The sequence below is a fragment of the Ralstonia sp. VS2407 genome, assembly GCF_052950655.1.
Genome location: NZ_JBRFVG010000008.1, coordinates 57489 through 78412, shown reverse-complemented (window position 1 = coordinate 78412; position 20924 = coordinate 57489). Strand labels below are relative to the sequence as shown.

General features: G+C 64.8%; 21 protein-coding genes. 9 read left to right on the top strand and 12 right to left on the bottom strand.

All coding sequences use genetic code 11. The annotated features are described in order from the left end of the window. Positions 1–70: 70 nt before the first annotated feature. The 5 genes from ACU8YE_RS14885 to ACU8YE_RS14865 form a co-directional block, all read right to left on the bottom strand. A complete protein-coding gene (locus ACU8YE_RS14885; RefSeq protein WP_232039066.1) occupies positions 71–1312 on the bottom strand; it encodes an MFS transporter in 1242 nt (413 codons plus the stop codon). Between the two features lie 745 nt (positions 1313–2057). Next, the gene (locus ACU8YE_RS14880; protein WP_260803267.1) at positions 2058–3095 is read right to left on the bottom strand and encodes an AI-2E family transporter; all 1038 of its coding nucleotides are present in this window, start codon (positions 3093–3095) and stop codon (positions 2058–2060) included. After that, complete coding sequence (locus ACU8YE_RS14875; protein ID WP_446929107.1) at positions 3092–3763, bottom strand: DUF1345 domain-containing protein; 672 nt, start codon at positions 3761–3763, stop codon at positions 3092–3094. The genes ACU8YE_RS14880 and ACU8YE_RS14875 overlap by 4 nt, the downstream gene beginning before the upstream one ends. Positions 3764–3850: 87 nt before the next feature. Further along, positions 3851–4153, bottom strand: a complete 303-nt coding sequence (locus ACU8YE_RS14870) for a hypothetical protein (protein ID WP_316871906.1) — start codon at positions 4151–4153, stop codon at positions 3851–3853. A gap of 127 nt (positions 4154–4280) precedes the next feature. Next, positions 4281–4748 (bottom strand): hypothetical protein, encoded by a 468-nt coding sequence (locus ACU8YE_RS14865; protein ID WP_446929026.1) that lies wholly within the window; start codon positions 4746–4748, stop codon positions 4281–4283. Between the two features lie 423 nt (positions 4749–5171). Between ACU8YE_RS14865 and ACU8YE_RS14860 the strand changes: the two genes are divergently transcribed. Further along, complete coding sequence (locus tag ACU8YE_RS14860) at positions 5172–5339, top strand: DUF6726 family protein (protein ID WP_232039061.1); 168 nt, start codon at positions 5172–5174, stop codon at positions 5337–5339. Positions 5340–5468: 129 nt separating this feature from the next. On the opposite strand, the gene ACU8YE_RS14855 is transcribed toward ACU8YE_RS14860, so the two are convergent. Continuing rightward, a complete protein-coding gene (locus tag ACU8YE_RS14855; RefSeq protein ID WP_446929106.1) occupies positions 5469–6005 on the bottom strand; it encodes an N-acetyltransferase family protein in 537 nt (178 codons plus the stop codon). 172 nt (positions 6006–6177) lie between these two features. Here ACU8YE_RS14855 and ACU8YE_RS14850 point away from each other — a divergent pair, with 172 nt between their 5' ends. Continuing rightward, complete coding sequence (locus ACU8YE_RS14850; RefSeq protein WP_446929105.1) at positions 6178–7155, top strand: DedA family protein/thiosulfate sulfurtransferase GlpE; 978 nt, start codon at positions 6178–6180, stop codon at positions 7153–7155. A 352-nt stretch (positions 7156–7507) separates the two neighbouring features. Here ACU8YE_RS14850 and ACU8YE_RS14845 read toward each other — a convergent pair whose 3' ends face one another. The 6 genes from ACU8YE_RS14845 to fliF all read right to left on the bottom strand — a co-directional run bounded on the left by ACU8YE_RS14845 (position 7508) and on the right by fliF (position 14720). After that, a complete protein-coding gene (locus ACU8YE_RS14845) occupies positions 7508–9085 on the bottom strand; it encodes a flagellar hook-length control protein FliK (RefSeq protein WP_446929104.1) in 1578 nt (525 codons plus the stop codon). Between the two features lie 38 nt (positions 9086–9123). After that, complete coding sequence (gene fliJ / locus ACU8YE_RS14840) at positions 9124–9588, bottom strand: flagellar export protein FliJ (protein ID WP_065855816.1); 465 nt, start codon at positions 9586–9588, stop codon at positions 9124–9126. A 108-nt stretch (positions 9589–9696) separates the two neighbouring features. After that, a complete protein-coding gene (gene fliI, locus ACU8YE_RS14835; protein ID WP_232039059.1) occupies positions 9697–11133 on the bottom strand; it encodes a flagellar protein export ATPase FliI in 1437 nt (478 codons plus the stop codon). Beyond that, on the bottom strand, positions 11123–11860 hold the full coding sequence (gene fliH, locus ACU8YE_RS14830; protein WP_260803292.1) for a flagellar assembly protein FliH: 738 nt from the start codon (positions 11858–11860) through the stop codon (positions 11123–11125). Before fliH ends, fliI begins: the two co-directional genes overlap by 11 nt. Before the next feature lie 35 nt (positions 11861–11895). Further along, complete coding sequence (fliG, locus tag ACU8YE_RS14825; RefSeq protein WP_027679900.1) at positions 11896–12888, bottom strand: flagellar motor switch protein FliG; 993 nt, start codon at positions 12886–12888, stop codon at positions 11896–11898. Next, complete coding sequence (fliF, locus tag ACU8YE_RS14820) at positions 12885–14720, bottom strand: flagellar basal-body MS-ring/collar protein FliF (protein WP_446929025.1); 1836 nt, start codon at positions 14718–14720, stop codon at positions 12885–12887. The genes fliG and fliF overlap by 4 nt, the downstream gene beginning before the upstream one ends. 281 nt (positions 14721–15001) lie before the next feature. On the opposite strand from fliF, the gene fliE reads away from it, so the two are divergent. From fliE to ACU8YE_RS14785, 7 genes are read left to right on the top strand one after another with little or no spacing between them, the layout of a single operon-like run. Continuing rightward, positions 15002–15340: a flagellar hook-basal body complex protein FliE gene (gene fliE / locus ACU8YE_RS14815; protein WP_414562719.1), complete on the top strand. Its 339-nt coding sequence runs from the start codon at positions 15002–15004 to the stop codon at positions 15338–15340. 33 nt (positions 15341–15373) lie between these two features. Continuing rightward, entirely contained in the window at positions 15374–16483 is a 1110-nt protein-coding gene (locus ACU8YE_RS14810) for a glycosyltransferase family 2 protein (RefSeq protein WP_232039055.1), read from the top strand. Between the two features lie 10 nt (positions 16484–16493). Next, on the top strand, positions 16494–17267 hold the full coding sequence (rfbF, locus tag ACU8YE_RS14805; protein WP_446929024.1) for a glucose-1-phosphate cytidylyltransferase: 774 nt from the start codon (positions 16494–16496) through the stop codon (positions 17265–17267). Beyond that, the gene (rfbG, locus tag ACU8YE_RS14800; protein WP_440818088.1) at positions 17252–18358 is read left to right on the top strand and encodes a CDP-glucose 4,6-dehydratase; all 1107 of its coding nucleotides are present in this window, start codon (positions 17252–17254) and stop codon (positions 18356–18358) included. Before rfbF ends, rfbG begins: the two co-directional genes overlap by 16 nt. Further along, positions 18355–18948 carry a dTDP-4-dehydrorhamnose 3,5-epimerase gene (gene rfbC / locus ACU8YE_RS14795; RefSeq protein WP_446929023.1) on the top strand — a complete coding sequence of 198 codons (594 nt, stop codon included), beginning with the start codon at positions 18355–18357 and terminating at the stop codon, positions 18946–18948. Before rfbG ends, rfbC begins: the two co-directional genes overlap by 4 nt. Beyond that, positions 18945–20096 carry a DegT/DnrJ/EryC1/StrS family aminotransferase gene (locus ACU8YE_RS14790; protein WP_446929022.1) on the top strand — a complete coding sequence of 384 codons (1152 nt, stop codon included), beginning with the start codon at positions 18945–18947 and terminating at the stop codon, positions 20094–20096. Before rfbC ends, ACU8YE_RS14790 begins: the two co-directional genes overlap by 4 nt. After that, entirely contained in the window at positions 20081–20923 is an 843-nt protein-coding gene (locus ACU8YE_RS14785; protein ID WP_446929021.1) for a phytanoyl-CoA dioxygenase family protein, read from the top strand. The genes ACU8YE_RS14790 and ACU8YE_RS14785 overlap by 16 nt, the downstream gene beginning before the upstream one ends. The last annotated feature ends 1 nt before the right edge of the window (position 20924 follow it).

The following is a 20924-nucleotide window of genomic DNA, read 5'->3' as shown; positions in this document are numbered from 1 at the left end:
GAAAGCAAAGCGGCGGACCTTCCGGGAGGGGACGTCCGCCGCGCTGCATCTGTATGCGGTGTGGGTCGCGTTACGCCGCCTGCTGGCGCTTGCGCTCGATATCCGGCAGGAACACCGTCAACAAGCCGATAAGCGGCAGGAACGAACAGAGGTGGTAGACGTTGTAGATGTCGGTCGCATCGGCCAGCTTGCCGAGCACCGCGGCGCCAATGCCACCCAGGCCGAACGCAAACCCGAAGAACAGGCCCGACACCATCCCGACCTTGCCGGGAATCAGCTCCTGCGCATACACGAGGATGGCCGAGAACGCCGAGGCCAGCACCAGCCCGATGATCACCGTCAGCACGGCGGTCCAGAACAGGTTGGCGTACGGCAGCAGCAGCGTAAAGGGCGCCACGCCAAGGATCGACACCCAGATCACGACCTTGCGGCCCACCCGGTCACCAATCGGCCCGCCCACGATCGTGCCCACCGCCACCGAGAACAGGAAGAGGAACAGGAACAGCTGCGACGTCTGCGCCGACAGGTGGAACTTGGTGATCAGGAAAAACGTGTAATAGCTGTTCAGGCTCGCCAGGTAGAAGTACTTGGAGAACAGCAGCACAACCAGCAGCGTCATCGCAAACGCCACCTGCTTGCCCGACAGCTTGACCGCGGCATGCGCCCGGCCACCCGCCTTGCGACCATGGCCCGCGGCACGTTCACGCTTGTACCAGCCGCCTACGTGGTAAAGCACGAAGATAGCGATCAGCGCAGCAATCGAAAACCATGCCAGGCTGTGCTGCCCATACGGCATGATGATGATTGCCGCGAGCAGCGGCCCCATCGCGCTGCCCACATTGCCGCCCACCTGGAACAGCGATTGCGCCAGCCCATGACGGCCACCCGAGGCCATACGCGCCACGCGCGACGATTCCGGATGGAAGATCGACGAGCCGGTGCCCACCAGCGCCGCCGCCAGCAGCACCGTGCCAAAGTTGGGCGCCACCGACAGCAGCACCAGCCCCACCAGCGTAAAGCCCATGCCCACCGACAGCGAATACGGCTTCGGATGCTTGTCGGTATACAGCCCGACCATCGGCTGCAGGAGCGACGCCGTGATCTGGTACGTGAGCGTGATCAGCCCGATCTGCGAAAAATCGAGGTGGAAGTTGCCCTTGAGCAGCGGATAGATCGCCAGGATCAACGACTGCATCATGTCGTTGAGGAAGTGCGCGAAGCTGATGGCGCCGATCACGCCAAAGCCGGTCTTGTCGGCCTGCGCGGCGGGGGCTGCCGATGCAGCGGCCGTGCCGTTTGCGGTGGTTTGCATGATGGTTTGAGGTCACGAGGATGAGGCAAGGAAGCGCTCAATCTTGCGCCTAAACGGTGCAGGCGTGTTACCGCAAATTCGACAACGCTTAACGCAAACCGGACAAATTACTGTCGGGGCAGAAGCGTCAGCCCGCGCGGCGCCGGTTTCACCAAAACATGGGGCACCTTCCCGCAAACCCTTGCCCAGCTTGCCCTGGCAGGTAGCTAACGTGTTAGCCGTTTTCTCGCCCGGGGCTACTCCGTTCGGAGCATGGCCGCTCAGGAGACGCTTTCTATACTCGCCAGCATGGACTGCAGAACGACGCCAGAAGCAAGCGCAAGGCGCCAGTGCCGACAGCCTGACGGAACCCGCTGCGTAAGCAATTTCACACGCACAACGATCCGCAAACCGAACCGATGACCAGCATCGAGATGCCGCACATCGGCCAACATGGGAGGGGAGCCATGATGATCCTGCTAACGGGAACGCTATGCCGCGCGATGGGAGACCTTTTCTATCAGGCCCTGCTCGACGACCGGGTCGTCTGCTGCTTCGTCACGTCCGAAGCCGTGGATGTCACCGGCAACGCCACGCGCCCGCCGCCCGCTTCGTTCCCGCGTACCGACCCTCGGCTCGCTGACGTCTCTCGGTCAGCGAGTTATTGCGCGCCCCTCGTCCCGTAGGGCGCGCTCTTTTCTGCCGATGCCGTCAGCGCGGGGGCGCTGGCGGGTCACCCCGCACCTCAACCCAAGAGACAGATGCCTCAGCCGATCAGCTCGGCGTCCGTCAGCTCGCGCTTCATATAGGCGTACACCACCGGCGCGGCAATCACGCCACCCAAACCAAACAACGCCTCCATCACGATCAGCGCGAGGATCAGCTCCCACGCGCGCGCATCGATGCGGCTGCCGATGATGCGCGCGTTCACGAAGTATTCCAGCTTGTGCACCACCACCAGAAAGATGAGCGATGCCACCGCCAGCTCCAACGATGCGGTCACACTCATCACCACGATGGCCGTGTTGGAGATGAGATTGCCCGCCACCGGAATCAGGCCCGCCACGAAGGTCAGCAGGATCAGCGATTTGGAATACGGCACGTGCTGGCCGAACAGCGGCAGCGCACCCAACAGGTAGATGGCGGCGAGCGCCGTGTTGAGCGCGGAGATTTTCACCTGGGCAAACACCACGGCTTCGAACGCATCGGTCAACCGGCTCAGCCGGTTCACCAGTGCTGCGGCCAGCGGCTTGTGGTGCTCGGGGTCAAGCGTATCCGACCACGCCACCATCGCCCCCAGGATCAGCCCGACCAGCATCAATGCGCTGGCACGCAACCCGTCGATACCGAGAGTCGACACCTGATGGCCATGCTCCTTGATCATCTGCACAAGCTGCACACGCAGCTCGGTCACCGATTGCGGAACGTAATTGACCACCGCTGCCGGCAACGATTCCCGAACGTTGTCGAGCACGTCGGCAATGTGCGTGAGCATCCCTTCCAACCCATGCCCGTGCTCGACCAGGCGGCCGATCCCGGTGCCGAGGCCAGCCAGAATAAGGGCGGCAATGACGGACACGCAGATCACGGCAATCGACTTCGCGCGCTGGGACAGCCTGCTGCGCTCGCGCAAGCGCGCCTCCAGCTTGCGCGCCAATGCATAGACAAGAAAGCCGGCAATGGCGGCCGGCAAGAGGTGCAGCCACAGCACGGCAGCAATCATCGCCGCCACCAGCACGTAGCTGACAGCGTTGATGGAGCGAGCGGGTGCGCTGGAGGGAAGCTCGGGAGGCAGCATCGTCATGAAAACAGGCCGGCGGCAATGTTGATGGAGAGCGCGAGGATGCTCGTGTTGAAAAAGAACGACAGCAGCGATTGCCCCAGCACCGCCCGCCGCATCGCACGCGAACGAATGCTGATATCGGCCGTCTGGCTGGCGACCGCGATCGTAAAGGAGAAGTAGAGGAAATCCCAGTAATCGGGCTCGATCTGGTCGTCGGGAAACCGCAATGGCGGCTCGTGTGGCGCACGGTAATACAGATGCGCGTAGTGCACCGTGAACATCATCGGCACCATGAGCCACGCGCCCAGCACCGTGATACCGGTGAACAGGTAGTGCGACGACTGCGCATGCCCCGCCGACTTGGCCGTCGCGAGTTCAAACGCAATGGCCACCATGCTGGCCACCACGCCCAAGCAGACCACTGCCAGCACGGCCGAGGCACGCTCGTCTTCGCGGCGGGCGACGGCGCGGATGCGGCGTGGATCTGCGCCCAGCATCATCAACGTGATCAGGATGAGGTACACCCACACGGCGATGTCCCAGCCGAGCAGCAGACGCGCAAGCCACCCATGCGCTGGCACAACAGCGACCGCTACAGCGCCCAGCGCAAACGCCGACAGCAGCCGCGGCCGTGTCGCTGCAAAGCGGGAAACCTGGGAGATCTCGGAGGACTTGTCTTGCGGGTTCACGTGCGCCTCAGGTGCGTGATGGGGGTGTTCACACAAGGCCGGCACCGCCAGCCGATGAGGCGACATGGTAGCCGCTTCAGCGCAGCATCAGGACAGAGAGAGCATTGAAGCAAACGAGCGCTTGCAGCGCTCCTGCAGGCGCTCGTGCGTTGAGAGCTGCTCTGCGATGACGGTGGCTTCCGGATACACGCGGCACATGCCGATCATGGCGGTCTCAAGCGACCCCTGCGAGCCGGCCTGGAACTGGAATTGCTCCAGCACCGTGTCATCGGCATCACGCACGGTGATCTGGAATGGGCCCGGCGTGACGGTCGCACAGCCAGCCAGCATGGCAGCCGCGGCCAGCGTAGGGCACAGGAGGGAGCGGGTCGGACGACGGAAACGAATCATCATGGCTTCCTGGTTGCGATGAGAGTAAGACGCCGCAATGGCAACTCGGTTCGCAATCATCGCGCTTCCCGGTGACGCAAACAAAAACGCCCGCTGTGTACGGGCGCTTTTGCGGGACGAACCAGGCTCAGGCCACGGCGCCTTCGGTGTACGGCTCGAACTTGCTACCGGCCTTGGCACCTTCGGTGTAGGTATCGAACTTGCCGGTACGGGCCAGTGCACCTTCGGTGTACGGGTCGAACTTGCTGCCAGCCTTGGCTCCTTCGGTGTACGTATCAAACTTGCCGGCACGAGCCAGTGCGCCTTCGGTGTACGGATCGAACTTGCTACCGGCCTTGGCACCCTCGGTGTACGTATCGAACTTGCCGTCACGAGCCAGTGCGCCTTCGGTGTACGGATCAAACTTGCTACCGGCCTTTGCGCCTTGCGTGTACGGATCGAACTTGTCGCTAGCCTTGGCGCCATCCGAATACACGTCGAAACGTTGGCTGACTTGCGTGGCACCTTGCGTGTACACGTCAAACTTGGCTGCTGCCAGGGCCGGCACACTTGCCAGGGCGATCAGGGCAGCAATCAGGGTACGTTGGGCTTTCATGATGTCTTCTCCAGATGGGCGCAGCGCGTCGGGCAGGTGATCCGGGCATTTCCTGGATCTTCTTTTTCGCTGCGGCGCCGCATTCGATGGAGTCATCGTAGGCGAGCCTGTTCAGACAATAAATGTCGCGACAGACAATTTATTGTTGCGATATGTGAAATTACGGGAAAACCCGCATCAACAGTGGTTTTGCGGCCTGTACCAAAGGCTGGCGGGATAATTTGCGCAAATACAGAATGTGACTTTTCCGTCAAAAGCCAGCGTTGTGCGACTCTCGAACGGGTTTTATTGTTGCGCTCTGACGCATCGCATCATGGTTTCGAGACCCGCACAGATTGTCATTTCCCGATACAAAAAACGCGCACAGGTTGGCGAATGACTCTGTGTCACACTGCGCGGCATTCTCTTTCAAACCCACCGACGATGAAACGCCTTCTGCTCGCAGTGTCCCTGCTTGGTGCTGCACTCCTTTCGGGCTGCGGCGTGGTGGCCGCGCCATGCCGCGTGGCATCGGCGGGCCTGAAGATGGTGCCGTTGGTGGGGCATGTGGCGGCCGCGCCCACCGACGCCTGCGCCGACATCATCGATTGAGCGCAATGACCAATAGCCTCTGAATTGACATCAGAACTGTGATGCGTTTCGGGGGAGGCCACGCTGGTCTCCTCGACTGCTCTGGCTATCCGCTAAACCTCTTTGATTGGTTCAACTGTCGCTCTCACCTCACAGGGCCCGCTGCATCAGCAGACAATCCAGCCAGCGTCCAAACTTGTAGCCCACCGCCTCCAGCACGCCCACCTCGCGAAACCCGCAGCGCGCGTGCAACTTGGCTGACCCCGGGTTCTCACGGCCGCCGCCCACCACGGCCACCATCTGCTTGAAACCCCGCGCCTGGCATTCGCGTATCAGCGCCTCCAGCAGCAATGTCCCCACGCCACGCCCCTGCGCGGCGGTGTCAAGGTAGATGGAATCTTCCACCGTATGGCGATACGCAGGCCGCGCACGATGCGGGCCGGCATACGCGTAGCCGAGCAACGCGCCACCCGCTTCGGCCACAACGTAGGGCATGCCGGCATCCTGCAATGCGTGAAAGCGGCGCGTCATCTCGGCCAGATCGGGAGCGTCGATCTCAAAGCTGGCGGTGCCAGTACGCACATGATGTGCGTAGATGCCGACGATGGTCGGCAAATCCGCTACGGTAGCTGCGCGAATAGCGATGGCACCAGATTCGTGCTCGGAAGCGGCAGCGTCGATGGGCATTGCAGAAGACATGGCGGCAGGATTCAGAAGCGGTATGAAGTGCTCATTGTCACGCCAATTTCACCCGAACCGCAGATCGCCGAGCGCATTCTGGTGACATGGCTATCGGGCGGCGCCGGAATGCGGTAACTTGGCAGACGCTTTCGCCCCCGCCCGCCGCGCCCTTCCTGCCATGCATGACCTGTTTCCCCTGATCGCCGAATACGGCGCGTTTGCCGTATTCCTCAATGTGCTGCTGACGCAAGCCGGTGCGCCGCTGCCGGCCGTGCCAACGCTGCTGGTGGCCGGTGCGCTTACGTTCCATGGACCGCTCTACCTGATGGAGCTGGCGCCCGCCGCCGTGTCCGGCGCGCTGCTGGGCGACGGCCTGTGGTACTTCGCAGGCAAGCGCTATGGCCGGCACGTCATGGCACTGCTGTGCCGTGTGTCCCTGTCGCCCGATTCGTGCGTGCGGCGCACGCGCACACAGTTCGAGCGCTGGGGCGCGCCGATGCTGCTCATTGCGAAATTCGTTCCGGGTTTGTCGACCGTGTCCTCTGCGCTACTGGGAACGATGCGCACGCCGTTCAGCACGTTTGCGCTGTACAACCTGGTGGGCTCGGCAGTTTGGGCAACGCTCTGGCTGATGCTGGGCCGCGTGGCGCATGACAGCATCGACCAGGCGCTGCGCCAGCTCGACCAGCTCGGCACGCGCGCCATACTGCTGATCGCGTTGCTGGCGGCGGTGTATGTGGCTGCACGTTGGCTGCAGCGTTGGCGCTTTCGCAAGATGCTGGAGATGGCGCGCATCTCGCCCGATGAGCTGCACGCACTGATCGAATCGGGCGCTGCACCCGTCATCATCGACGTGCGCGCCGACAGCTCGCGCATGCAGCAGCCGCAGCGCATTCCGGGGGCAATGCTGTACGACATGTCCGCCAGCCACCGCGCGATCGAGATCGATGGCCCCGACCGCGAGATCATCATCTACTGCGCCTGCCCCAACGAGGCGTCTGCCGTGATGCTGGCGCGCACGCTGATGGGGCGCGGCTTCAAGCGCGTGCGTCCGCTGCATGGCGGGATCGATGCATGGGTGGCGCGCGGCTATGGTGTGGAGCACGTGGTGTCGGTCACGCCCGCCACATTGGCAACGGCGGAAGCGGGCGCCTGAGGCTTTCCCGCTGGCGCACAAAAACAAAAAGCGCACCTCGCGGTGCGCTCTCCCGTAAGTACGGCAAACATGCGGTGCGCCAGCCCCCCGGCTCGGACACCCCGCATCGGTCCGTGTGCATCCGCCCGAAGACGGATGTGGCGAAATGATCCCCGTTTGATCCCTTCTTCGCCAGTCGGACTTGACCCCCTTGTTATTCATTTGCAACGCTGCCGCGCCAAACCTGTGCGCGGCGTGCTCGCATTGTTATTTCCCGTCCTTCTTTCGTTGCCTTGCGGCTGGCCATTTTTGCATGGCACTCGTGCGTACTAACGGCCGGCTGACCTCAAACTTTAGGCGCCGTCCGCAATCGTCAGGCGAATGTATCGATCACGCCTTCGTGGCTGGAAACCCGGCGCGGCGCCACCGGCAGCGTATCGGCGCGGTCTTGCGAGCCGCTGCTGCCATACCGGCTGCCGCTGCCACCGTTGCCTGAACCGCCACCTTGGTTTTGCGCGGACGAGCCTTGCGATGCACTCTGCTGCTGGCTGAAGTCGCCCGTGCTGACAGACGTTTGCGCAAGCTGCATCCCGCCTTGCTGCATGGCGTCGCGCAGGCGCGGCATGGCGTCCTGCACGAGTTCGGCCACGGCTTGGTGCTGGCAGACAAAGCTCGCGTTGACGGCGCCGTTGTCCACCTCCAGCTTGACGTGCATGCCCCCCAGCTCGGCCGGGTTCAACTGCAGCTCGGCTGACGATTGGCGATGTACCTGCATGAAGGCAAGCTGGCTGGCCATGCTTTGCGGCCATGCGGCATCGCCAAAGGTGGGCAGCGTGTGCACTTGCTGTGGCGTGATCGATGCCCCTGCCGCCGCGCCTGCGTTGGCGCCGCCCACCGCAAAGGTCGGTGCGGCCATGCCCGCGTCGCCATTGGCGCGCGACAGCACGCCCTGGACCTGCGCACCGTTGCCCTGCGCATTGGCTTGCGTGCCGGCGTTATCCGAATTGCCCGTGTTACCGCCATTGCTGGCGTGGCTGGTGGCATCGGTCACGGCGGCGGCAGGCGTTTGCGCGATGGCGTTGTGTGCGCTCAAATCGCTGCGACGCGGCAGGCCCCGGTCGACATCGGCGCCTTTTGCAGGCGACGTGCTGCCGAGTTGGCGCACGGTGGCCGGCGTGTTGTCGGCAACGGCGCGCGTGCGGGCCATGGCCTGGGCCAGCGTGCCGCTGTCAGGCAGTGCGGTGGCAGGCGGCGTCGGCGTGTTTGCGGCGTTGGCTTTGGCGTCCTTGGCGGCAGGCAGTCCGGCTTGGCCGACCTGTGCCGTCGCGGCCGGATCTGCGGCGCCCTGCGCCCCGTTGGCAGCCGCAGTTGCGGCGGCCAGTGCGGCGGCGTCATTTGTGGACGATTTGCCAGCAACCTGCGTCGTCGCGTCGGCATCGGCGCTGGTATTCGATTGGCCTGCGGGCTGGGCAAGCGGCTGTTGCGCGGCAGCGGCCTGCTGCGCAGCCTGGCGAGCGGCCTCGATCTGCGCAGCCAGTTGTGCAGCCGGATCGACCACCGCCTGTTGCGCAGCGGTATCGAGATCCTTGGCGTTGGCAGGCTGCGCCGGCTTGGCGTTGGCCGTATCGGCGGTGCTGCTGGCCGGCGTGGTGATGGCCTGCGCCGGCGTATTGGCATCGGCCGGTTTCGCATCCTGATCGTTGCGCGCGGCGCCGGTGCGTGCGACATCCTTGCGGGCGATATCGGCACGGCGGCTGGCATCGTCAGCGGCGGATTGCGCATCGGCGCGACGGCGCGCGGCGTCCTGAGCCAGGCGGTCGGACAACAGGTTGCCGAAGGTATCAGTGCCCGACGAGGAGGCCTGCGTCTTGTCAGCGGCGGCAGTATTGCCGGCCGACAGCATGGCGCCCAGGTCCTTGGCGGCGGTATTGGGGGTGGCACTCAAGCCCACGTTGACTCCATCTTGCGACTGCGTGTTCGCGTTCGTCTTCAATTGCCGCCCTGCGCCGCACGCATGCGGATCACCTTGGCGGCGTGTTCGTCGTTGTCGCGCTGGGCTCGGCGTTCTTCGTCCAGGCGCTGCTCTTCAATGTGGCGCTGGCGCAGGATGTCGAACGACTGTTCGCGGCGCTGCTTTTCCAGCCAGTTGGCACGGCTCATTGCGAGCTGCTGCTCCAGCGCATTGATGGTGCCCTTCTGCTGGTGCACGGCATTGCCCAGGCGGTCGATAAAAGCCGCGTAGTTGCGCAGGCGCGTCACGTCCATGCCGCCTTCGGCGCTGCTCAGCATCTGCTGGTGGTAGTTGTTGCGGTAGTCGGACAGCAGCGCCAGCTTTTGCGTGGCAGCCTCGCGCGTGTTCATCAGGCGGCCGACTTCCTGCGTGGCTTTCTCGGTGTCCTTCTGGGCCAGTTCCAGCACGGTTTCGAGGCGGAACGGCTTGTTCATGGTGGTCATCGGTCGACCCTCCAGCTTCCCGTTACATCAACCCATCGGACGCAAACCCGGCAGCTTTAGCCTCCGGTTTGCGCAACGCTTGCGGCTTCACAGTGTCAAGCGGGCACATCACGCCAGCACTCCCTGCATCTTCTGCAGCGTGTGCTCGCGGCTTTCGTTCTCGAACATGCCTTGCTGCAGGAATGCTTCCATGTCGGGGTAGCGCGCGATGGCCTGGTCGGTCACCGGGTCGCTGCCACGTGCGTAGGCGCCTACGGCAATCAGGTCGCGGTTGCGCTGATAGCGGGCGTAGAGCTGCTTGAAGCGGCGCGCCGTGTCGAGCTGCTCGCGCGGCACGATGGCCGACATCACGCGGCTGATCGACTGTTCGATATCGATGGCCGGGTAGTGGCCCTGCTCCGCCAGCTTGCGCGAGAGCACGAAGTGGCCGTCCAGAATGGCGCGCGCCGCATCGGCAATCGGGTCCTGCTGGTCATCGCCTTCGGCCAGCACCGTGTAGAACGCGGTGATGGAGCCGCCGCGGCCGTTGGCATCCACCATGCCGTTGCCGGCACGCTCAACCAGCGCGGGCAGCTTGGCAAACGCCGAGGGCGGATAGCCCTTGGTGGCCGGCGGCTCGCCGATGGCCAGGGCGATCTCGCGCTGCGCCATCGCATAACGCGTGAGCGAATCGACGATCAGCAGCACGTTGCAGCCGCGGTCGCGGAAGTATTCGGCAATGGTGTGGGCGTAAGCGGCACCCTGCAGGCGCATCAGCGGCGAGGTGTCGGCAGGCGCAGCCACCACGGCCGAACGTGCCAAGCCTTCGTCGCCAAGAATCTCGTCGATGAATTCCTTTACTTCGCGGCCGCGCTCGCCGATCAGGCCCACCACCACCACGTCGGCCTGCGTGTAGCGGGCCATCATGCCCAGCAGCACGCTCTTGCCCACGCCGGAGCCGGCAAACAGGCCCAGACGCTGGCCTTGGCCAACAGTCAGCAGACCATTGATGGCACGCACGCCCACGTCCAGCACATGCTCGATCGGCTTGCGCTTGAGCGGGTTCAGGGGTGCGGGGTTCAACGTGCCCCAGGCCAGGTCTTCGTGCGCGCCCAGCGGCCCCTTGCCATCGAGCGGCTCGCCGTTGGCGTCCACCACACGGCCCAGCAGGCGCGGGCCCACGGGCAAGAACTTGCTGTGCGAAATCGTCGGGTCGGCGCCGTCTTCGCTCGACACCGGCAGGCGTTGCGGCTCCAGCGGGAACACGCGCGCGCCGGGCACCACGCCCACCAGATCCGTTTGCGGCATCAGGAAGGCACGCTCTTCGGCAAAGCCCACCACTTCGGCCAGCACGTGGCGGCCGTGCGGGAGTTCTACGCGGCAGGCGCTGCCCACCGGCAGCTTCAGGCCAACGGCTTCCATGACCAAGCCGGCCACGCGCGTGAGCTTGCCGCACGTCACCACCGGCCGCGCCAGACGCGCGCGCTGCGCGGTCTGCTGCAGGTGGGTTTGCCAAACGCGCACGTTCGGGTTGTTGGCGGCGGGCTGCACGGTCTCAGGCGACATGGAGTGCTCCTCCCGCCACGCGTTCGGCTTCAGAGCGTTCGCTGGCAAGCCATGCGGTATCGCGGCCCAGCGCGCGGGTCAGTTCGGCCCAGCGGGTTTGCAGCGTGGCATCGGTTTCGCCAAAGCGGGTCTGCACACGGCAGCCGCCGCGCTCGATGGCGGCATCGACGATGAGCGTCCAGCCGGCCGCGGCCAGCTCGGTGCCCAGCGTCTGACGGATCAATTCGGCATCATCGGCGTGCACGCGCAGCATGGCCGGTGCCGGTGCGGTCGGCGCATCGCCCAGTACTTCGCGAATCATCGGCAGGATGCGTTCGGGCTGCGCATGCAGCGCGCCGCGCAGAAACTGCTGCGCCAGTTGCAGCGCCAGATCCACCAGCTCTTCGGCAACACTGCCGTTCAGTTGGTCGATCGCCTCGCGCACGGACTGCATGAGCGTGGCGATGTGCTTGGAATCTTCCTCGCCCTGGCGGCGGCCTTGCTCAAAGCCATCCTGAAAGCCTTGCGCGAAACCATCGCGGCGGCCTTCGTCGCGGGCGGTGGCAAGCTCGGCGTCCAGCGCGGCCTGCCATTCCTCTTCGGAAATGGGCGGCTCTTCGGGCTCAGGCGGCGGAGGCGGCGGCGCGGCTGCAGCAGCAGCCTCTGCGGCCTGACGCCGGAAGTCGGTCGGCTCCCACGCCTGGTATTCGAGCAGCGTGTCGCGCGGGATGATCGGCGGACGCGGCATCTCAGCGCCCCATCAAAGCAAAGCGGCCAGCGCGGTCAGACATAGGCGTCCTCCGCCTTGCGGCCGATGGTGATCTCGCCTTCGTCGGCCAGGCGGCGCGCAACGACCAGGATTTCCTTCTGCTGCGCTTCGACTTCCGACACCTTGACGGGCCCCAGCACTTCCAGCTCTTCCTTGAGCATCGTGCCGGCACGCTGCGACATGTTGGCGAACACCTTGTCGCGAAACTCCTGCTTGGCGCCCTTGAGGGCCACCACCAGAACGTCCTGGCTGATCTCGCGCAGCAGCGTCTGCAGCGCACGGCCATCCAGATCGATCAGGTTGTCGAACACGAACATCTTCTCGACGATGGCGTCGGCCAGTTCCGGATCGCGCGAGCGCACGCCTTCGATGACGGAGCTTTCCACGGCGCTCGGCACCAGGTTGAGGATTTCCGCTGCCGTGAGCACGCCGCCCATCGCGTTCTTCTTGCGGTGGTCGTTGCCTTGCAGCAGCTTGGTCAGCACGTCGTTCAGCTCGCGCAGGGCGCTGGGCTGAATGCCGTCGAGCGTGGCGATACGCAGGATGGTGTCGTTGCGCAGGCGCTCGGTGAAATAGGTCAGGATCTCCGAAGCCTGATCGCGGTCCAGGTGGACCAGGATCGTGGCGATGATCTGCGGGTGCTCGTTGCGGATCAGTTCCGCCACCGACGATGCATCCATCCACTTCAGGCCTTCGATGCCGCTGGTGTCACCGCCCGACAGGATGCGGTCGATGATGTTGGCGGCGCGGTCATCGCCCAGTGCCTTGCGGAAGACGGTGCGGATGTACTCGTTCGAATCCACGTCCAGCGGCAGGTCTTCGGCTTCCACAAAGAACGCGTCAAAGGCGTCGAGCACACGCTCGCGCGAGACGTTCTTCAGCGCGGCCATGGTCGCGCCCAGCTTCTGCACTTCGCGCGGGCCCAGGTGCTTGAGCACTTCGGCGGCTTCGCTTTCGCCCAGCGACATCATGAGGATGGCGCTGCGTTGGAGTCCTTCGGCGCTCATTCGTTACTCACCCATTGTTTGATGACGGCCGCGACGGCGCGCGGGTTGCTCTGCGCCACGCGGCGCATGGTCTCGAGCTTCTTCTCGAAGTCGTTGTTCTTGAGTTGCGGCAGCGCGTCCGGCAGCTCTTCGGAATTGGCGCCGGCAGCCCCGGGGCCTTCCAGCTCCGGCCCGGCCGAAGCCGCGGCACCGGTGATGATCGGCGCGTTCGGATCTTCGCCTTCGCGGCCGACGAAGGTGGGCGTGGCCGCGTCGTCCTTCTTGCCCATCGAGCGGATCGCCGGACGGATCACCGCAAACACCAGGATGAGGAAGCCGATCGCCAGCGCCAGATACTTGGCGGCCTGGATGGCGTACTGGATCATCTCCGGCTGCTTCCACAGCGGCAGGTCGTCCTTGGCCATCGGCAGCGTGCCCGAGAACTGGCTGTTGACCACGTTCACGGAGTCGCCGCGCTTGGCGTCAAAGCCCACGGCATCCTTGACCAGCGCGTTGAGGTTGGCCATCTCGGCTTCCGACAACGGCTTCCAGGTCTTGCCGTCGCCACGGTAGTTGACGACCACGGCCACCGACAGGCGGCGCACGGTGCCCACTGCGGCGCGGGTGCGGCGCACGGTCTTGTCGACTTCGTAGTTGGTCGTCGTATCGCGGGTGCTCGACGAATTGCCGCTGGTTGCGGTGCCGCTCGTGTTGGCAGCCGCTGCTTGTTGCGGTTGGCCGTTCGGGCCCGTTGCAGCCGGTTGCGACGCCGAGGCCGGCGCCGGTGCGGTCGGCAGCATGCGCGGCGCGGTCGGCGGTTGGTTGGACAGCGCGCCGGGCACGCCACCCTGGGCGTCGGCCTTGTTCTGCGTGGCTTCTGCGGTGTGCGTGCTGCGCACGGCGGCGTTGGCCGGGTCCTGGTTGGGACGGTAGGTCTCGGCCATCTGCTCGGTGTTGTCCAGATCGACGTCGGCCGTCACCTGCGCGCGCACGTTGTCTTCGCCCACCACGGGGCCAAGGATGGCTTCGATGCGCTTGATATAGCCCTGCTCGACATCGCGCACGTAGCTCAGCTGCGTCGGGTCGAGGCCCGAGGCGGTGTCCTGGAACGACGACGACAGCAGGCGGCCGGACTGGTCGACCACCGTCACATTGGCCAGCGGCAGGTTCGGCACGCTGCTCGACACCAGGTGGCCAATCGCCTGCACCTGCGAGCGGTCGATCATGCGGCCCGGATACAGCTTGAGCAGCACCGAGGCGCTGGGCTTGGCCTGTTCGCGCACGAACACCGACGGCTTGGTCATGGCCAGATGCACGCGGGCGGATTGCACCTCCTGCATGGCCTGGATGGTGCGGGCCAGCTCGCCTTCCAGGGCGCGCTGGTAATTGACTTGTTCGGCAAACTGGCTGGTGCCGAATTTCTGGTTCTCCATCAGCTCGAAGCCGGCCTGGCCGCCCTTGGGCAGGCCTTGCGAAGCAAGCTTCAGACGGGCTTCATGCACGCTCGCCTCGGGCACCATGATGGCGGTGCCGCCTTCGGCAAAGCGGTACGGCACGTTCATTTGTTGCAGCGCAGCGATGATCGCCCCGCCATCGCTGTCGGACACATTGCTGTACAGGACGCGATAGTCCGGAGCGCGGCTCCACAGCATCGCGGCGGCAATGACGGCCACCAGAGCGGCACCGCCGATCATCATCAGCAGGCGCGGCGACAGACGGCCGAGCGGGCCCAGGGCGCCCAGCGCACCTGCACCTCCCGCTTTCTGGCGCGTCATCGCGCCCTGGCCCACCGCCGGCATATCCACCGTACCGAGCGTGTCGGCGACAGCAACCGAATCGGCTGTCGTTGGCATCCCAAATCTCCTGACTGACTACGTTGCTTGAGCGCTCACCCAATGTCTGGGCATGGCTCCGTGGTTGCCATTATCGGCAGTGGGCGCGCAAGCAAATCGGCAAGAAGAGGGCCTTTTCCCGTTCTTTTGGGCGCTTGGGAACGGCGGCCTGGCGGCTACCTTTGCATCACCGTGGCGCCATAGCGACCAACCGGCCGGGACGGGAAACACCCCAGAAAGCCGGCCCAGGCAGCTAAACGGCGGCGCCGCAAGCAATACAAGCAAAGAGGAGTTGTCTTCACATGGATATTACGAACGCCAATTCAGTGGTTTCGCTGATGAACAGCGTGCTGGCGCCGTCGAAGACGGTGGGTGGCATTGGGGCGGGCGTCGGTTCGGGCGATGACGCCAAGGTCAGCGTCGACTTCGGCGCGGTGCTCAAGTCGTCGCTGGACCGGGTCGATGCATCGCAGCAGAAGGCCGAATCCATCTCGCGCAGCTTCGAAATGGGCAACAACGACGTCGACCTGCACGACGTGATGCTCTCGCTGCAAAAGGCCAACATCGACATGCAGACCGCGGTGCAGGTGCGCAACAAGTTTGTCTCGGCGTACCAGAGCATCATGAGCATGTCGATCTGACGTCACTTTTCACGCTTTCTTTTTTCGCGCCGCATGTCCAAACACGCCAAACACCGCGCCAAGCTCGCCAAGAGCACTCTTGCGCTGGTTGTCATCGCCCGCGACGAGGCCGCGTGCATCGAGCGCTGCCTGATGAGCGCCAAGCCGCACGTCGACCGCATGATCGTGCTGGACACCGGCTCGACCGACGACACCGTGGCGATTGCCAAGGCGTGCGGCGCGCAGGTGCACCATTTCACGTGGGTGGATGACTTTTCCGCCGCCCGCAACGCCGCGCTGGCCGCCGCCAATGCGGACTGGAACCTCGTGCTGGACGCCGACGAATGGATCGAGGCCGGCACGGACGAGCTGCGCGACGCCTGCACCTTCGGCCCGTTGCTGGGCGTGGTGTGCATCCGCAGCGGGTTTGAAGTCTCGGGCAAGGTGGAGCAATCCAACAGCTGGATTGCGCGCCTGCTGCCGCGCGGCGTGCGCTACAAGGGCCGCATCCACGAGCAACCCGATGCCGACCTGCAACGGGTTCGCCTGCCGCTGGTGATTGGCCACGACGGCTACCTAGACGTCAAGCTCGACAAGAAGCGCGGGCGCAACCACACCCTGCTGCAGCTGGAGCTGGCCGCGCGTCCGGACGATCCGTACGTGCTTTACCAGCTCGGCAAGGATTTCCAGATCAACCAGGGCGATGCAGCCCAGGCCGCCGAGTATTACCGCCGCGCCGTGGCGACGGCACCCAAGCAGTCGCCCTATCGGCACGACCTGTGTATCTGCCTGCTGGCGTGCCTGAGCCAGACCGGACAACTCGACGAGGCCATCACCCTGGCCGGCGAGTGGATGGACGAATGGTCGGGCTCGCCCGACTACTTCTACCTGCTCGGCCACCTGATGTTTGAAGCCGCCGCCAAGCACCCCGCCGAGGCCGAAAAGCAATGGCTGCCGATGGCGGAGAACGCCTTCCTGAAGTGCCTGGAGATTGGCGAGCAGCCCAAGCTGGACGCTGCCGTGTTCGGGCGCGGCAGCTTTGCCGCCGCAAAGTACCTGGCGCTGACCTACCGCGCCCTGGCCGACACACTGGCCATCAAGTCGAACCAATATTCCGACCTCGCGCGGCAGATGCAGGAACGCAGCGCAGTCGCCGCCGCATGAGTACGCAATCATGAAGACAGTGATCCTGGCCGGGGGCCTCGGCACACGCATCAGCGAGGAATCGCACCTGCGGCCCAAGCCGATGATCGAAATTGGTGGCCGCCCGATCCTGTGGCACATCATGAAGATCTATGCCGCCCACGGCATCAACGACTTCATCATCTGCCTCGGCTACAAGGGCTACGTCATCAAGGAGTACTTCGCCAACTACTTCCTGCACATGTCGGACGTGACGTTCGATATGTCGAAGAACGAAGTGACCGTGCACGAGCGCCATGCCGAGCCCTGGCGCGTCACGCTGGTCGACACGGGCGAGCAATCGCAGACCGGCGGGCGCCTCAAGCGCGTGGCCGCCTACCTGGACCCGAACGAGCCGTTCTGCTTCACCTACGGCGACGGCGTGTCCGACATCGACATCACGAGCAAGATCGCCTTCCACCGCGAACACGGCAAGATGGCGACCGTGACGGCCGTGCAGCCGCCGGGCCGCTACGGCATGCTCCAGCGCGACGGCGCCCGCGTGACCGGCTTTACCGAAAAGCCGCCCGGCGACGGCGGCAGTTGGATCAACGGCGGCTTCTTCGTGCTCAATCCGTCCGTCATTGAATACATCGCGAGCGAAGACACCCCGTGGGAAGGCGCGCCAATGGCACGCCTGGCCGAAATGGGCGAACTGAACACGTTCGAGCACCACGGTTTCTGGCAGCCGATGGACACGCTGCGCGACAAGAACAGTCTGGAAGCCCTTTGGCAAACGGGGAGTGCACCGTGGAAAAAGTGGTGACGCTCGACCCGCGTGCGTGGGCCGGCAAGCGCGTCTTCCTGACCGGGCACACCGGCTTCAAGGGTAGCTGGCTGGCACTGTGGCTGCGCCAGCTTGGCGCCGATGTGACCGGCTACAGCCTGGCGCCCGAAACGCACCCGAATCTCTTTACGCTGGCCGAGGTGGAATCCGCCTTGGCCGGCCATACGCTCGGCGATATCCGTGACGCGGATGCCTTGCGTGCCGCCATGACCGCGGCGCGACCCGACGTCGTCTTTCACCTGGCCGCGCAACCGCTGGTGCGCGCGTCGTACAACGACCCAGTCGGCACCTACGCCACCAACGTAATGGGCACCGTGAACGTGCTGGAGGCCGCGCGCGGCTGCACGAACCTGTCCGCCATCGTGGTCGCCACCACCGACAAGTGCTACGACAACCGCGAGTGGGCCTGGGGCTACCGCGAGACAGATGCACTCGGCGGCCATGATCCGTACAGCGCATCCAAGGCCTGCGCCGAACTCGTGGCCGCAAGCTACCGGCGCGCCTTCTTCGCCAACGGCCCGTTGCTGGCCACCGGCCGCGCTGGCAATGTCATCGGCGGCGGCGACTGGTCGGAAGACCGGCTCATCCCCGACGCCGAGCGCGCGATGCGTGCCGGTACGCCGCTGGTGATCCGCTCACCGCACGCCACGCGGCCGTGGCAGCACGTTCTGGATTGCCTGCATGGGTACCTGGTGCTCGCGCAACGGCTGTTGGCCGGCGACGCCGCGTGCGCAACCGCCTGGAACTTCGGCCCAGACAGCGCCGCCACGCGCACGGTCGAACAGGTCTTGCAAGGCTTGCAGCAACATTGGCCCGCACTGATCTGGCAACTGGACGCCAATGCCGCCACCGGCAAGCACGAGGCCGGCATGCTGCATCTCGACGCCAGCCGGGCACGCCAGCAACTAGGCTGGCAGACGGCGTGGCCGTTCGAGACCGCGCTGGAACAAACCGCCGCGTGGTACCGGCATCTGCATGAAAAAACCGCGGATGCGCGCGCGCTGTGCGACCAACAGATCGACCGCTTCACCGCTGCCGCATCTGCTGCCACACCCAGGAGCGCCGCATGAGCCGCTTCAGCATCCAACCGACACCGCTGGACGGCGTGGTTGAAATCAGCCGCAAGGTCATCGGTGACCATCGCGGTTACTTCACGCGCTTCTTCTGCGCAGATGAACTTGCCGCCGCCGGCTTTGACAGCCCGATCGCGCAAATCAATCACTCGTATTCCGCCAAGCGCGGCACCGTGCGTGGGCTGCATTTTCAATACCCGCCACATGCCGAGATCAAGCTGGTGAGTTGCGTGCGCGGTCGCGTGTTCGACGTGGCCGTTGACCTGCGTGCTGGCTCACCAACGTTCCTGCAATGGCATGCGGTGGAGTTATCCGCCGAACGCCACAACAGCCTGCTGGTGCCGCGCGGCTTTGCCCACGGCTTCCAGGCGCTGGAAGACGATTGCGAGCTGCTGTATCTGACCTCGACGCCGTACGCGCAAGCCGCTGAAGACGGCCTTAACCCGACCGACAGCCGCCTGGGCATTGACTGGCCGCTCGACATTACCGAATGCTCCGACCGGGACCGCAACCATCCGCCGCTGACCGACGCGTTTGCGGGCATCACGTTGCGTGCCCAGAATCCTGAACTGCAGGAACAGCCATGACCCAGAAAATTCTGTACTCCAAGCCGTCGATCACCGAGCTGGAAGTCGAATACGCCACCGACGCCGCACGCAACGGCTGGGGCGACCAGTGCTACGCCTACATCAACCGCTTCGAAAAGCAGTTTGCCGAGTTTGTCGGCACGCAGTACGCCATTGCGACCTCAAGCTGCACCGGTGCCATGCACATGGGCCTGGCCGCGCTCGGCATCGGTGCCGGCGATGAGGTGATCCTGGCCGACACGAACTGGATCGCCACGGCGTCGCCCATCACCTACGTGGGCGCAACGCCCGTGTTTGTCGACATCCTGCCGGACACGTGGTGCCTGGACCCGGCGCTCGTGGAAGCGGCCATCACGCCGCGCACGAAGGCGATCATCGCCACGCACCTCTATGGCAACCTGTGCGAGATGGACCGCCTGCTCGACATCGGCAAGCGCCACGGCATACCCGTCATCGAAGACGCCGCCGAGGCTGTGGGCTCGCGCTGGCACGGGCATGCAACGGGTGCGCAAGGCATCTTCGGCACGTTCTCGTTCCATGGCACCAAGACCATGACGACGGGCGAAGGCGGCATGTTCGTCACCAACGACCGTGCGCTGTACGACCGCGTGATGACGCTGAACAACCATGGCCGCGTGCCGGGCGGCAAGCAGTTCTGGTCCGACTTCATCGGCTTCAAGTACCGCATTTCCAACGTGCAGGCCGCCATCGGCTGCGCACAGCTTGAGCGTATCGACGCGCTGGTTGCGCGCAAGCGCGAGATCTTTGCCGAATATCAGGCGCACCTTGGCGGCGTTGCCGGCTTGGCGCTCAACCCCGAGGCACCCGGCACGCTCAACAGCTACTGGATGCCCACCGTCGTGTTTGACGAAGCGCTGGGCATTACGCGCGACGGGCTGCTGGCCGCGTTCTCGCGCTGCGGCATCGATGCCCGCGTGTTCTTCTATCCGCTAAGCCAGACGGAGCTGTTCGGCACCTCCGAGGCCACCGGGCGCCACAACGCACCCCACAGCTACGCGATTGCCGAGCGCGCCATCAACCTGCCCTCGTATCACGATATGTCGAGCGAGAACATCGAGACGGTATGCAACGTGGTGCTCGATCTCGTGAAGGCCCATCAGGAGACGCTGACATGCCTGGCATCCTGAGCCCCGATCAGGTCGAGACCTTCCAGCGCGACGGCCTGCTGATCCTGCGCGACTTCTACGCGCCGTCGCAGGTGGAGCCGATTCAGCGCGCCATCTACGACATCATCGGTCTGGTGATCGACAAATACAGTCTCGACATCGAGCGCGCGCCGTTTGCGCCGGAGCGGTTCGACGACGGTTATCAGGCCGTCATCAAGGCCAATCGCAAATACGGCGCCGAGGTGTACGACGCCGTGAAGCAGATCCCCGCGTTTGTCCGCCTGCTGGGCGACGAGCGCCATGAGCAGCTCGTACGGAGCGTGCGCCCCGGCGCGCTGCCGGGCATTGCGCACGCCGGCTCCGGCATCCGCATCGACAACCCGCGCGAAGAGAAATTTCGCGCCAACTGGCATCAGGAGTATCCGGCCCAGTTGCGCAGCCTGGACGGCGTGGTGTTCTGGAGCCCGCTCGTCGAAATCACGCCCGAGATCGGGCCCGTGGAGTTCTGCCCGGGCTCGCACGTCGAAGGACCGCTGCCCGTCTTCAGCGCCGACCCGGACAACGCTGGCAAGCAAGGCGCCTACGCATTGCTGATCAAGGACGAGGCGAGCTATCTCGCGCGCTATCCGCACGTGCAGCCGCTCACCAAGCCCGGCGATCTGGTGATGGTCGACTTCCTGGTGCTGCATGCCTCGGGCCACAACACGAGCCAGCGATCGCGCTGGTCGATGCAGTTCCGCTACTTCAATTTCTGCGAGCCGACCGGGCGCTCGCACGGCTGGAAGGGCTCGTACGCCAACGGCGTCGACTTCCGTACCGTCCACCCAGAACTCTCCGTGGAAGCCTGAC